This window comes from Acinetobacter rudis (assembly GCF_031157835.1).
GTDB lineage: Bacteria > Pseudomonadota > Gammaproteobacteria > Pseudomonadales > Moraxellaceae > Acinetobacter > Acinetobacter rudis_A.
On record NZ_JAVIDR010000001.1, the window covers coordinates 341,616 to 355,343 of the forward strand.

Consider the following 13,728-nt stretch of genomic DNA (forward strand, 5'->3'; position numbering starts at 1 on the left):
AAATCAGCCAATATACCCCCAGTTTAAGCCTGATGTTTTTTCGAACATCGGGCTTTTACATTGTAACTTCAGAAAGGCGTGGATTTTTTAATTGGCATAATTTCTGCAGAAAATCCAACAAAGGCACTAGCAGATAAAATCTAATGAGATTAGTCTAGCGCGCTTTGTTAAATCTTAGGGGGGATCGTTCGTCTCAAACGATCCTTAATCGATAAGACTGATCCTTGATCAACGACTATGAGGATTCCGCCGTTGACAAATATTCCTGGGACTTCACCTACTGCTAAACTACAAAAAAATCTCGTGCTTTGGCACATTATCATTATTGGTTTAGCATATATTCAACCAATGACCGTATTTGATACTTTTGGTTTAGTATCCCAATATAGTCAGGGTCATGTACCCACCTCATATATTTTTGCACTCGCTGCAATTTTGCTCACCTCCATCAGTTATGGACATATGATTAAGCGTTATCCTTCTGCCGGTTCTGCTTATACCTATGCACAAAAATCTATTCATCCTAATGTTGGATTTATGGTGGGCTGGTCTTCTTGGCTTGATTATTTACTTTCACCATTGGTGAATATCATTTTGGCTGATATTTACTTGCGTGCATTATTTCCTGAAGTCAATAACTGGTTTTGGGTGGTCGGCTTAACCTTGATTATGACCGTGGTCAATTTATTTGGTGCGCGATTTGTTGCACGATTTAACAGTACCATTGTATTTGTGCAGGTCGGTGTCATTCTTTATTTCACCTATAAAGTCTATTTACTGCTGACGCAAGGCATCAATGCAGATGGTTCACTCGATCAATCACAATACCAGCTCTGGAGTATTGCTCCGTTCTGGAATGAAATGACTTCTGTAGGTGCGCTCATTACTGGTGCAACAATTTTATGTTTTTCATTTACTGGATTTGATGCACTCTCATCCTTGGCTGAAGAAACTAAAGATGCTGAAAAAACCCTGCCTCGCGCTATCTTTGCAACCGCATTGATTGCAGGCATTATTTTTATCATTAGCACCTACTTTATGCAGATTTACTTCCCAAGTGATCCAACAACGTACTTTAGCAAGATTGATGAAACTCAACCTGAGATTTTATTGGCTATTGGTGGGATTACTTTCCAAACTGTGATCTTATACTTTGCAATTATTACGGTAATGGCCTCAGGGATTTCTGCACACGCTGGTGTATCACGCTTAATGTATGTAATGGGTCGTGATGGCGTAATCAACAAAAAGATCTTTGGTCATATCAGTCCAAAACTCTATACCCCAACCTACAATATTTTACTTGTAGGCATTGTTGCACTCTGTGCCGGTTTCCTTGATTTTGAACATATTGCAAACTTAATTAGCTTTGGGGCATTAACTGCTTTTAGTTTTGTAAACTTCTCTGTAATCTCACGTTATGCATTGCGTGATGGTCGTAACAAAACACCAGCGGATATTATTAAGTACATTGTTATTCCGACGCTTGGTTTTGCCAGTGTATTCTTAATGTGGCTAGAAATCGACCAACTCGCATTAAAGATTGGTTTAATCTGGGCTGCAATTGGTGTTGGCTACTTAGCTTATAAAACTCGTGGCTTCCGCTACCCTGCACCGCAGCATAATGAACACGAATAAATACCCTTTCCTCTAAATTTAAATAGGCTGTTAAATTAACAGCCTATTTTTATTGTTTATTGATAATACTTAGAGTATTTATAACAAAATACCATCTAAATACGCATTTAATTATTTTGCATTAAATTTATCTGTAATCTCTTTCACACGGCGTGCATACGCTTTAGCTGTTTCCAAATCTCCACTTGGTATTTCTTCAATCGATGCGTCTGCAGGAGATTGCACCAATAAACCAGCTGAACCACCTAAATTGTTTACATCAGTACGTTGAGCAGCTTTAGTATTGGCGGGTAACAAGCCCAAGCTTACCCAAATTCCACCGTGTTGCGCTGCTAAAGTTTGGAAATTAATTAATGTAATCTGTTTATCACCATTTAAACTTGCGCTATTGGTAAAGCCTGCAAAAATCTTGTTCTGCCAAGCACGACTTAACCATACTTTTGAACTTTGGTCTGCAAATTTTTTAAATTGCCATGGCATGCTACCCATATAAGTTGGAGCACCAAAAACAATCGCATCAGCATCCTCAAGTTGTTGCCAAGCCTGCTCGTCTATATCCCCTTGTTGGTCAACTTCAATTAATTGTGCTTGAATTTCTTGTGCAAAAGTTTCTGCAACGACACGTGTATGGCCATAACCTGAATAATATACCACTGCAATTTTAGACATTGTCATCTCACCATTTGATTGAATAATTACTATAGTATATTTTTGAAACTAACTGTCAATTAGTTACCAAAAAGTAACTCTCTATGTTATGCTCGAAATTGTGTAAATTTATGGTGTTCATAACTATGGAAAAGCCCTTATCTTTCAATATATACCACCCTAAATGTCCCTCTCGTTTATTTTTTAGTAATCTTGCCGATAAGTGGGTATTATTTATTGTGGATTCACTGCAAAATCAGCCTACTCATTTTAATGCATTAAAAAAAATTATAGAGGGGATCTCCCCCAAAGTACTTTCACAAAAACTCAAAATGTTAGAGCGTGATGGTTTTATACAGCGACAAGTCCTCGATACACGTCCAGTTAAGATCATGTATTCATTAAGCCCTCTCGGTCATGAACTCGCAAAAACTGCCTTAGCTTTCAAGCTGTGGGCAGAAAGCCACGCACAACAAGTTCTTGATGCACAAAAAAAATATGATGCCGCAATAAAAGAAAAATTGAACACATAAAAAAAGCAACGACTTAGCGTTGCTTAACTTAAATAATAAAATTGTAGCTATGAACATCGCTCACTAAATGAGTGCCTGAAAACCTTGTTGACGCCAAGCTTCATACACAATCACAGCTGTAGCATTGGATAAATTCAAGCTGCGTGAATTTTCAGCCATAGGTAAACGTATCCAATTTTCTACAGGAAACATCATACGTACATGTTCAGGTAAACCACGCGTTTCTGGCCCCAACAAAAAAGCCACAGGACGATTGAGTTCACTTTGATGTGGTAATGCACTACCTTTAGTAGTCATAGGGTAAATCATATCAGTATGAATGCCTTGTTTTGCTAATGCTGCAAGACAATCTTCAATGCTTTCCCATATTTGCATACGTGCCCATTCATGGTAATCCAATCCAGCACGCTTAAGTTTCTTGTCATCTAATTCAAACCCAAGTGGTTTAACTAAATGAAGCTGAGCACCAGTATTGGCACACAAGCGAATGATATTTCCAGTATTACTTGGAATCTCGGGTTCATACAAAACAACGTGAATCACTGTATTTCTCTATGTTAATTTTAGACAATTGCTTGGGATTGCCAATTCAATTTTTCATGTAATGACACCACTTCACCAATAATAGTCAGTGTTGGTGCCTGAATATGATGTTCAGTTACTTTATCTGCAATATCGGCTAATGTTCCAATCACAACCTTTTGTTCAGCAGTTGTACCTTTGGAAATTAATGCAACAGGCATATTCTCACGTTGACCATGCTCAATGAGCCGTTGGCAAATCTTTTCAAGTCCAACTAGTCCCATGTATAACACCAAAGTTTGATGCTCATAAACCAGTTCAGACCAAGGAAGTTCAGGTGAACCTGCTTTTAGATGTCCTGTCAAGAAACGCACACTTTGTGCATAATCACGATGAGTCAGTGGTATTCCAGCATATGCAGCACAACCTGACGCAGCCGTAATACCTGGCACAACTTGGAAACGAATATTCGCAGCAAAGAGCTCTTCAATCTCTTCCCCACCACGTCCAAAGATAAAGGGGTCTCCACCTTTTAAACGACAGACACGTTTCCCCTGTTCAGCATATTTGACCAATAATGCATTAATCCCTTCTTGATCTACTGTATGCTGCGCGCGTGCTTTACCAACATAGACTTTTTCTGCATCTCGACGACACAGATCAAGAATTTGCTGTGAAACCAAACGATCATAAATGACCACATCGGCCTGTTGCATTAAACGCAGTGCTTTTAAAGTCAGTAATTCAGGATCACCAGGACCAGCACCAACCAAATACACTTCACCTTTGGGTATTTGCCATGTATTTAAAGCCTGTTGTATATATGCTTCAGCCTGTGGCAGTTGTTGCTGTAAAACAAGGTCTTTTAAAGGACTCGCGTATAGATCTTCCCAAAACACACGGCGCTGATCTGGATTCGGAATTTTTTCTTTAACACGATTTCGCCATACACCAGAAAATTCGGCTAAACGACCAAACTGATGCGGAATTAAACTTTCAAGCTGAGTTCTTAACTGTCGACTCAATACTGGTGAAGTACCATTACTCGCAATAGAAATCACAAGCGGAGAGCGATCAACAATTGCTGGCATCATAAAACGACAATGTGGGATATCATCCACACTATTAACTAACACATTCAACGACTCACAACGTCGAAAAACCTGTTGATTGACTCGTGCTTGATTTGTTGCCGCAATGACCAAACGGTAATGTGCTAAGGCGAGGTCATCAGAATACGCTTGCGCCAAATATTGCCCTTGGGTCTGTGCAACCAGTTGAGCTAACTCAGCATTGATTTCAGGAGATACAACGTCAATCACAGCGCCAGCCTTAGCCAGCAACTGTGCCTTACGTAATGCAATCTGTCCCCCACCAACCAGCAAGCAAGGTTGCTGGTGTAGTTTTAATGAAATTGGAAAAATATCCACGGTACAACACAACCTTTTAATAAAACAATATGGGCGACAGCTAGCTCAATTAATCAATAAATTCAGCATTACGCATATAAGGACGTAATACTTCAGGTATTTCAATTGAACCATCAGCACGTTGATAGTTTTCCATCACCGCCAATAAAGTTCGACCAACAGCCAAGCCTGAACCATTCAAAGTATGTACAAACTCAGTTTTCTTTTGATCGACACGGTAACGTGCTTTCATGCGACGTGCTTGGAAGTCACCCATGTTTGAACATGAAGAGATTTCACGATATGTATTTTGGCTTGGTACCCAAACTTCTAAGTCATAAGTTTTTGTTGCACTAAAGCCCATATCACCACCACATAAAACGATTTTACGATATGGCAAACCAAGCAATTGTAAAATACGCTCTGCATGACCTGTTAACTCCTCTAATGCTTGCATAGAGTGCTCAGGTTTTACAATTTGCACCATTTCCACTTTTTCAAACTGATGCTGACGAATCAAACCACGTGTATCACGGCCATATGAGCCAGCTTCACTTCGAAAACACGGCGTATGTGCAGTATATTTCAGTGGCAAACGCTCGGTTTCGATAATTTCATCACGTACAAAGTTAGTAACAGGTACTTCTGCGGTTGGGATCAAGTAGTACTCTTTCTCACCCTGAAGTTTAAACAAATCTTCTTCAAATTTTGGCAACTGACCTGTACCACGTAAAGAATCAGCATTCACCAAATAAGGAACATAAGCCTCAGTATAACCATGCTGTTCAGTATGTGTATCTAGCATAAACTGCGCCAAAGCACGTTGTAACTTCGCCAATGGGCCTTTGAGGACACTAAAACGTGAACCAGTCAATTTACTTGCTGTTTCAAACTCAAGTCCACCCATCCACTCACCAAGATCTGTATGATCTTTAACTTCAAAGTCAAACTGACGTGGAGTACCCCAAGTTAAAATTTCAACATTATCACTTTCATCTTTACCCGCTGGTACAGATTCGTCAGGTAAGTTTGGAATACTGAGTGATTTAGCTTCAAGTTCTGCTTGTAGCTCATTCAGACTAGCTTCAGCGGCTTTAATTTCATCACCGATTGCTGACATACGTGCCATCAACTCAGAAGCATCCCCACCGGATTTTTTAATCAGACCAACTTGTTTAGCACCAGCATTACGCTCTGCTTGTAAAGATTCAGTTTTAGACTGAATGTCTTTACGGCGCACTTCTAATGCAGCCCATTCTGCTGCATCAAGTTGCACACCACGTTTAGCCAAAGCCGCATTAACGGCCTCAATATTTGTTCTGAGTAATTTTGGGTCAATCATAATCAATCTATTTGAAAACAAAGCTCGACATAGTGTAAGCGCTTCACTATAAAAAATATAGTGATCAGACCATAACTCATGACTTTGAATAATAAGATTAGCTGATTAACTCAGGTTAAAAATCAAAATATTACGCAGTTTGAACATGATCAAATTTAGATTTGCCTATCATTTCTTCCTCAAATAAAGTTTGAACAAGTCACATTAAACAAATGATTAATCAAGCATATCCTTCTACACTCTGCACGCCTAACAAGAAACTCTGCTGAATAAAGCAGAAAATATGAAAAAGATTGTATTTTGTACAAAAACACTACTCATGAGTGAATCCAAGCAATAGCCTGCCATAAAACAGCCATATATCACGCTAAACCCATCTATGAATAACCACTACCGTTAAGAACAAATAGAAACCAAGCCACTAACAACAAAATATGAACTTATATATTGAATGGCATCTTCTGAACAAAAACTTTTTAGTTGCTCCACATTCGCTCCCCTATTGATGGCCTTTGTTTTGAATAACAAAAAAGCAATCCGAAGATTGCTTTAAATATTTGACTCTAATAGTGCCTCACATCAAGCAGATGATTATTGATCAATAATATCTGTACCCTTTGGTGGGGTGAAATTAAACACAGATGCAGGAATCGTTGCGTTTAATTTGACATTATTAAAACGGACTGTTGTTGTTTGTCCTAAAGAGTCCTGCAATATCATGATTGCTGGCGATTTATTCGGACCAAAACTGATCGTTAAACTTTGAAATGCGCCTTCCGTATTTTTAGGGTACAGAGTGTAATACGTCTTAGTATGATCAGGTTGTGTGACTCGATAAGATCGCATAATTTGATCAACATTACCCGACAACAATAGCGCTGGAGTATTGGCTACTTGTGTATCAAGGCTTTGACGTACAGCTTGCTGCAAATCTGGGTCATAGATCCACACAGTCTTCCCTGTAGTCACAATTGTTTGTTTAGCAGGGCTTGATGTTTGCCAATAAAACTTCCCTGGGCGCTCTACTTTCATTTCACCTTTGAAAGTTTGGTTCATATGTTGCGCTGCAAGACCTTTTTGTTGTGGTGTACGACTGGCGCCTGCAGTTACTTTGGTACTTTGTTCAAAATTTGCGGTAAAGCTTTTTACGCCAGTCAATTGACGCACCAAGTTCTGTGTCGCTTGTTGTTCTGAAGCTGCAGTCGCTGCAAATGCAACGCTACTCATGACTGGTGCTAAGAACGCCGCACCCAATACAGCTACAGATAATGTTTTAGCCAGCTTTTTCATAAGTCTTCACCTAAATTCATTTATATTGATCTATTTCTATGACACTGCTGATCAATGCAAAAGCTATCTTAAACCATTTTTTAAAGCTAATAATCTGGAATATAAGAAGTTTTGTATTGTTATATAATTAAATGTTGAGTTTTCTTCATCTTCATGAAGAAAATCAATTTATTCTAGGCACGAGTAGATATAAAAAAACCCACTATACAGTGGGTTTTTTCTGATCTAAAGAAACTTATGCAGTTTCAACAGATACATAGCGACGGCCAAATTGACCTTTCACTTCAAACTTGATTACGCCGTCAGCAGTTGCAAATAAAGTATGGTCACGACCCATACCTACGTTTGCGCCTGGGTGGAATTCAGTACCACGTTGACGAACGATAATGTTACCAGCAGCCACAGCTTGACCACCGTACATTTTAACACCTAGCATTTTTGGGTTTGAATCACGACCGTTACGTGTCGAACCACCGGCTTTCTTGTGAGCCATGTCTCTTACTCCTCGTAATTAGCCTGCGATACCAGTAATTTTCAACTCAGTGAACCATTGACGGTGACCTTGTTGTTTACGGTAATGTTTACGACGACGCATTTTGATAATGCGAATTTTGTCGTGACGACCATGGCTAACTACTTCTGCAGTTACTTTCGCGCCAGCTACTACTGGAGCACCGATTTGAATGCTGTCACCATTTACAAGCATCAACACATCATCAAAAGTGATAGTTGAACCAGTTTCAGCTTTCAATAACTCAACTTTAAGGGTTTCACCCTCAACAACACGGTGCTGTTTACCACCGCTTTGGATTACTGCGTACATAATGTACTCCAAACTAACCCGTGTCGTCGTGCCGATAAAGGAATATATCGATCTTAAAACGAACGCCACTGGGGCATAAGGGTGCATATTTTAAGAGATTTTAAAACAAACAACAAGCAAATTCATTAAATAGTTTAGAACTAAACTAAGTGTCTGATTTTGATGCAACTATTCACCACAAATATAAATAAGTTAAGCAATTCAATAGCATCTTGTGATAAAAATGAAATAGATTTTTAAAGCAATTCCGTTACCATATGAAAACTTGGTGGTTCGTGGTGATGTAAATCATATTTATATTCCACATTGCTAAAACTTGATGTTTACATTGATTCAATGTATCAATGTGCAACATATTCGTTTAGATCAAGCGACTTTTTAACTATATTTATACCTATACCCAGAGAGGATGGTTTTACATGACTATCGACTTTAAACAAGATATTCTCGCGCCTGTAGCTACAGATTTTGCCGAAATGGATCAGCTTATTAATGAGGGAATTAGTTCTAAAGTTGCATTAGTTATGTCTGTAAGTAAACATGTAGTTGAGGCAGGCGGTAAACGTATGCGGCCAATTATGTGTTTATTGGCGGCACATGCTTGTGGTGAAACAAATCTTAAACGTTCACAAATGCTCGCAGCAATCATTGAAATGCTGCATACCGCAACCTTAGTTCATGATGATGTTGTAGATGAATCTGGTCTTCGTCGCGGCAAACCAACAGCTAACGCTACATGGAATAATCAAACAGCTGTATTAGTAGGTGATTTTCTTATTTCTCGGGCATTCGACCTCTTGGTTGATCTCGACAATATGACGCTACTTAAAGATTTCTCAACAGGTACTTGTGAAATTGCAGAGGGCGAGGTTTTACAATTACAAGCCCAACACCAACCAGATACTGATGAAAGTACTTATTTAAGTATTATTCATGGTAAAACATCGCGCTTGTTTGAACTGGCAACTGAAGGTGCAGCTATCCTAGCGGGTACACCACAATATCGTGAACCTCTTCGTCGTTTTGCAGGTCATTTTGGTAATGCCTTCCAAATTATTGACGATATTTTAGATTACACTTCTGATGCTGAAACATTGGGTAAAAATATTGGTGATGATCTGATGGAAGGTAAACCAACCCTACCACTCATTGCAGCATTAAAAAATACGCAAGGTGAACAACATCAGATCATTCGCCGTAGTATTTCAACGGGTGGCACATCTGAATTAGAACAAGTGATCAGTATCGTTCATAGCTCTGGCGCTTTAGACTATTGTCGTAGCCGAGCACAACAAGAAACAGATTTAGCACTTCAAGCATTACAAGAGTTACCAGAAAGCCCGTATCGTCAGGCCCTGTGTAATTTAGCCAATATGGCACTATTTCGAATTCAATAAAATGAGCAGACTTTCTTGCCTATGCATATTCACTTTAATGATCTAATTTTAAGCATGCAGGAACAGATAGAGCATCCCTCTACTGTTCCTGATGAAAACTTACTTATTCAGTTGGTACAAAGAATTCGTCCAATTGACTGTAATGACAACAAAGAAATTCAAGAAAAAATTCAAGCACTTATTCTCGCTTTACTACGCCAACCTATTGCTACTTACACCTTACAAACCTATCTCATTACACTGATTAACCGTTATAAACAAACCAGCTTTTATGCCGATAGTGGAATTTTATCTTTAGATGGTTTTTGGAATCAGTTAAGTCAACGTATTGGTGCACATTTTTTACCTTTACTCAATGATGATACGCAGCTGCAAGACCTATTAGCTAAAGTTTTTTATGATCGTCATGACCGTTTTTGGTTAGAGAATATTACCAATGAATCTTGGATTCAGTTGTTTCGACTTTTTCCATCTTCACAACAAATTCGCCCTGCCAGCAATAGTATTAAGCACGAAATTATTAAGGCAATTACCATACTTTCTTATCGGATTAGTGGTATTGGCTTATACCCTGAATTCATCAATGCACAACCCGAACTGTCTGACTATGAATCTCCATTCTTGGTTCAAAACCGTGAAATAGTAGAATTCATTGAATCCTATAAACGCGCACACCGTGAACAAGATCAGCATCTTGCCGTGCGTTTTCCTGATGCATCACAAGCGCTGGTCATGCTGGAGCAATGTCATGATGTTGTAAGCAAAATCAGACGCTCAACTAAACGCATCGGTGTCAGTATTAGTCTCACTTATTTGTTATCGTTGCTTGAACAATGTTTACAACGTACCGAACAGTTACTCAATATTCTCACAGAGGAAGATGAGGTTCGTTATATTGCCATTGGTGAGTTATTAACAGATGTAGTTGAAGCTTATGCCAGTGAACACAGTGTACGTGCATTACTGGCAAGTAATAGTGAGTTAATCTCATTACAGGTCACAGAAAATGCCAGCAAAACGGGTGAACACTATGTAAGTACAGACAAGCAAGGTTTCTTTGCTATGTATCGCTCAGCTGCAGGTGCTGGGGTGATCATTGCCACTATGGCTACGCTAAAAATTTTAGCAGCGCGCTTAACCTTAGCTCCAATGATGCAAGCCTTCTTATATAGCATGAATTATGCTTTTGGCTTTATGTTTATTCATGTACTGCATTTTACTGTTGCAACAAAACAACCCGCAATGACAGCAGCAGCGCTTGCTGCAACTGTTCAACATCGCAAGGGTTCAAAAACAGCGCAATTAGTTGAATTAGCAGTTTTAATCGTAAACATTATACGAACTCAGTTTATTGCCATTTTAGGTAATATTTCTATCGCTATCCCTACTGCTGCCCTTATTACCTTTTTTTGGCAATACGCCTTAGATGAACCCTTACTTAAACATGCAAAAGCTGATGCACTCTTGCACAGCCTAAACCCATTTACCTCACTTGCCATACCCCATGCTGCAATTGCTGGTGTTTGTCTATTTTTGTCTGGTTTAATTGCTGGCTATTTTGATAACCTTGCTGTCTATAGAAAAATAGGCCCACGACTTAAAGCACATCAACGCCTTTCACGGCTAATGGGAAGTGCCAGACTAGATCGGTTCGCAAATTATGTACAACGCAACTTAGGTGCGCTTGCTGGTAATTTCTTGTTTGGTATCATGCTGGGTAGTATGGGGACACTAGGCTTTATTTTAGGTTTACCTCTGGATATCAGACATATTGCCTTTGCTTCTGCCAACTTTATTCAAGGTCTATTATGTATCAGTGGCACACCTGATATTGGACTTATATTCGTTTCTTTCCTTGGCGTACTTTTAATTGGCCTCACCAACTTATTTGTCAGTTTCAGCCTAACTGTTGTTGTTGCTTTACGTGCAAGACGTGTGCGCTTTGAACAATGGAAACCACTGGCAAAATTGGTCTACACTCATTTTTTCACTCGACCAATGGACTTTTTCTGGCCACCTAAAACACCAATAGAGCTAAATGACAACACTAAAAACACACCATAGATAACTATTTAACAACACATAAAAAAACAATTTATGTGCAACAAAAAATAACCTAATTAATCGATATTAATTCGTATTTGTAATGCTTGAAAAAAAGTGTACCGACAAGTACACTTTAGCGATTAAATTAATCCCAACGAAATTGGTTAATTTTATTTAGGTCAAACAGATGCCTTATTCCTACATCATAATAAGTGGTATTGGGTTCATCATAAGCTGTCTTTGGATGCTCAACCCAAGCATCCAAAATTATGATCAACTTGCTGTTCTTTGGGCGAGTCAATATCGCACTACCTTTTTAGATGAAATTGCAGTAACTTTATCTACATTAGGGGGATTAATAACAGTACTTCTTATTTGCGGCATATATTGTGTAAGGTTATTGCGTTCAAAAAGCTACCATCAAGTAGCTTTTATTTGTTTAGCCATATTCGGGAGTAGTGCAATTGGATGGGGACTCAAATCTCTGATACAACGACCACGCCCCAATGTAGTTGAAGCAATGGTACAAAGCTATGGTGCATCTTTTCCAAGTGCTCATAGTATTTACTCGATCGTAATTGCCTATGTTTTACTGTTTATATTTCAGAAACAAACTCACAGTAAAGTCATCCTAATGTTGATTGGTTTATGGCCAGTCTGTATGGGGTTATCGCGAATTTATCTTGGCGTTCACTATCCAACTGATGTTCTTGCCGGATGGAGTGTCGGTTTAATGTGGATTGCACTATTGCAATGCGCATTTAACAAGTTTGTATACCTTAAAACAAATAACTTTTTAGATAAGATCTAAACGAGGTGGAATAATGATGTCAGCAAAGCTTTGGGCTCCAACCCTTACTGCTTGTGCTTTAGCAACAAGTATTGCACTTGTGGGTTGTAGCAAAGATCCAAAGGAGGCACAGCAAGCGGCTGCTGCACAGAAAATGCCACCTACTGAAGTCGGTGTCATTGTTGCTCAACCACAAAGTATTGAACAATCAGTTGAACTTTCAGGAAGAACTTCAGCGTATCAAATTTCTGAAGTACGCCCACAAACTAGTGGTGTTATTTTAAAGCGTTTATTTGCTGAGGGTAGTTTTGTCCGTGAAGGCCAACCGCTTTACCAAATTGATTCAAGTACTAACCGTGCAACCTTGGATAACGCTAGAGCAACTTTAGTTCGCCAACAAGCTAATCTAAATGCACTACGTGTTAAAGCAAACCGTTATAGCCAGCTTACTGGCATTAATGCTGTTTCCAAACAAGAATATGATGACATTATTGCTCAAGTACGATTAGCTGAAGCTGATGTAGCTGCATCTCAAGCACTCGTACGTAATGCGCAGATTGATCTAGGTTATTCAACTGTACGTGCGCCAATTTCAGGCCAATCAAACCGTTCAAGTGTAACCGCTGGTGCTTTAGTCACTGCAAATCAAGCCAATGCTTTGGTCACTATTCAGCAGCTTGATCCGATCTATGTTGACATCAATCAATCAAGTGCTGAACTACTACGTCTAAGACAACAGTTAAGCCAAGGTAGTATTGACCGTAGTAATAATACGAAAGTTCGCTTACGCCTTGAAGATGGCAGCACTTACCCAGTTGAAGGTAACTTACAGTTCTCTGATGCAAGCGTAAATCCAGATACAGGTACGATTACGTTACGTGCTGTGTTCCCGAACCCAAATCATTTATTACTTCCTGGCATGTTTGCAAATGCGCAAATTGTTCAAGGGGTTATTCCAAATGCTTACTTGGTTCCACAACCTGCCGTGACACGTACTCCAACGGGTCAAGCAGTAGCAATGCTGGTTAATGCCAAAGGTGTTGTTGAACCTCGTCCGATTACAACTGCTGGCGTAAATGGTCAGAATTGGATCGTGACTGCTGGATTAAATGCAGGTGATAAAATCATTGTAGATGGCATTGCCAAAGTTAAACCAGAACAACAAGTTGTTGCCAAACCATATCAACCTAAAGCTGCTGCACCTCAACCAGCTTCGCCAGCCAATAAAGCTGCGAGTCCAGCACCTGCTGCTGAACAAAAAGCTGCTTCTCAAGCATAAGGGGTTTTTGA

13 protein-coding genes are annotated in these 13,728 nt (G+C 39.3%); 6 read left to right on the forward strand and 7 right to left on the reverse strand.

Going from position 1 to position 13,728, the window contains the following annotated elements; genetic code table 11:
* Positions 1-252: 252 nt before the first annotated feature.
* Positions 253-1,638: an APC family permease gene (locus tag RFH42_RS01635; RefSeq protein WP_308973767.1), complete on the forward strand. Its 1,386-nt coding sequence runs from the start codon at positions 253-255 to the stop codon at positions 1,636-1,638.
* A gap of 111 nt (positions 1,639-1,749) precedes the next feature.
* Here RFH42_RS01635 and RFH42_RS01640 read toward each other — a convergent pair whose 3' ends face one another.
* A complete protein-coding gene (locus tag RFH42_RS01640; RefSeq protein ID WP_308973768.1) occupies positions 1,750-2,313 on the reverse strand; it encodes a flavodoxin family protein in 564 nt (187 codons plus the stop codon).
* A 119-nt stretch (positions 2,314-2,432) separates the two neighbouring features.
* Here RFH42_RS01640 and RFH42_RS01645 point away from each other — a divergent pair, with 119 nt between their 5' ends.
* A complete protein-coding gene (locus tag RFH42_RS01645; RefSeq protein WP_308973769.1) occupies positions 2,433-2,819 on the forward strand; it encodes a winged helix-turn-helix transcriptional regulator in 387 nt (128 codons plus the stop codon).
* Between the two features lie 63 nt (positions 2,820-2,882).
* Here the strand turns inward: RFH42_RS01645 and RFH42_RS01650 are convergent, their stop codons facing one another.
* The 6 genes from RFH42_RS01650 to rplU form a co-directional block, all read right to left on the reverse strand.
* The gene (locus RFH42_RS01650; protein ID WP_308973770.1) at positions 2,883-3,362 is read right to left on the reverse strand and encodes a tRNA (cytidine(34)-2'-O)-methyltransferase; all 480 of its coding nucleotides are present in this window, start codon (positions 3,360-3,362) and stop codon (positions 2,883-2,885) included.
* 20 nt (positions 3,363-3,382) lie between these two features.
* Entirely contained in the window at positions 3,383-4,771 is a 1,389-nt protein-coding gene (cysG, locus tag RFH42_RS01655; protein ID WP_308973771.1) for a siroheme synthase CysG, read from the reverse strand.
* A 49-nt stretch (positions 4,772-4,820) separates the two neighbouring features.
* Entirely contained in the window at positions 4,821-6,092 is a 1,272-nt protein-coding gene (gene serS / locus RFH42_RS01660; protein WP_308973772.1) for a serine--tRNA ligase, read from the reverse strand.
* A gap of 591 nt (positions 6,093-6,683) precedes the next feature.
* The gene (gene lolA, locus RFH42_RS01665; RefSeq protein WP_308973773.1) at positions 6,684-7,382 is read right to left on the reverse strand and encodes an outer membrane lipoprotein chaperone LolA; all 699 of its coding nucleotides are present in this window, start codon (positions 7,380-7,382) and stop codon (positions 6,684-6,686) included.
* 235 nt (positions 7,383-7,617) lie between these two features.
* Positions 7,618-7,875 (reverse strand): 50S ribosomal protein L27, encoded by a 258-nt coding sequence (gene rpmA, locus RFH42_RS01670; protein ID WP_308973774.1) that lies wholly within the window; start codon positions 7,873-7,875, stop codon positions 7,618-7,620.
* A gap of 18 nt (positions 7,876-7,893) precedes the next feature.
* On the reverse strand, positions 7,894-8,205 hold the full coding sequence (gene rplU / locus RFH42_RS01675; RefSeq protein WP_016655224.1) for a 50S ribosomal protein L21: 312 nt from the start codon (positions 8,203-8,205) through the stop codon (positions 7,894-7,896).
* Positions 8,206-8,624: 419 nt separating this feature from the next.
* On the opposite strand from rplU, the gene sdsA reads away from it, so the two are divergent.
* The 4 genes from sdsA (at position 8,625) to RFH42_RS01695 (ending at position 13,717) form a co-directional block, all read left to right on the forward strand.
* Positions 8,625-9,602 carry an All-trans-nonaprenyl-diphosphate synthase gene (gene sdsA, locus RFH42_RS01680; RefSeq protein ID WP_308973775.1) on the forward strand — a complete coding sequence of 326 codons (978 nt, stop codon included), beginning with the start codon at positions 8,625-8,627 and terminating at the stop codon, positions 9,600-9,602.
* A gap of 21 nt (positions 9,603-9,623) precedes the next feature.
* Entirely contained in the window at positions 9,624-11,666 is a 2,043-nt protein-coding gene (locus RFH42_RS01685; RefSeq protein WP_308973848.1) for a site-specific recombinase, read from the forward strand.
* A gap of 226 nt (positions 11,667-11,892) precedes the next feature.
* Positions 11,893-12,459 carry a phosphatase PAP2 family protein gene (locus RFH42_RS01690; protein WP_308973776.1) on the forward strand — a complete coding sequence of 189 codons (567 nt, stop codon included), beginning with the start codon at positions 11,893-11,895 and terminating at the stop codon, positions 12,457-12,459.
* 13 nt (positions 12,460-12,472) lie between these two features.
* Positions 12,473-13,717 carry an efflux RND transporter periplasmic adaptor subunit gene (locus RFH42_RS01695; protein ID WP_308973777.1) on the forward strand — a complete coding sequence of 415 codons (1,245 nt, stop codon included), beginning with the start codon at positions 12,473-12,475 and terminating at the stop codon, positions 13,715-13,717.
* The last annotated feature ends 11 nt before the right edge of the window (positions 13,718-13,728 follow it).

Bases quoted from the DNA above. Each gene is read 5' to 3' on its own strand.
- RFH42_RS01640 (WP_308973768.1), bottom strand. From the start codon at position 2,313: ATGACAATGTCTAAAATTGCAGTGGTATATTATTCAGGTTATGGCCAT.
- RFH42_RS01645 (WP_308973769.1), top strand. From the start codon at position 2,433: ATGGAAAAGCCCTTATCTTTCAATATATACCACCCTAAATGTCCCTCT.
- serS (WP_308973772.1), bottom strand. From the start codon at position 6,092: ATGATTGACCCAAAATTACTCAGAACAAATATTGAGGCCGTTAATGCG.
- lolA (WP_308973773.1), bottom strand. From the start codon at position 7,382: ATGAAAAAGCTGGCTAAAACATTATCTGTAGCTGTATTGGGTGCGGCG.
- rpmA (WP_308973774.1), bottom strand. From the start codon at position 7,875: ATGGCTCACAAGAAAGCCGGTGGTTCGACACGTAACGGTCGTGATTCA.
- rplU (WP_016655224.1), bottom strand. From the start codon at position 8,205: ATGTACGCAGTAATCCAAAGCGGTGGTAAACAGCACCGTGTTGTTGAG.
- sdsA (WP_308973775.1), top strand. From the start codon at position 8,625: ATGACTATCGACTTTAAACAAGATATTCTCGCGCCTGTAGCTACAGAT.
- RFH42_RS01685 (WP_308973848.1), top strand. From the start codon at position 9,624: ATGCATATTCACTTTAATGATCTAATTTTAAGCATGCAGGAACAGATA.
- RFH42_RS01690 (WP_308973776.1), top strand. From the start codon at position 11,893: ATGCTCAACCCAAGCATCCAAAATTATGATCAACTTGCTGTTCTTTGG.
- RFH42_RS01695 (WP_308973777.1), top strand. From the start codon at position 12,473: ATGATGTCAGCAAAGCTTTGGGCTCCAACCCTTACTGCTTGTGCTTTA.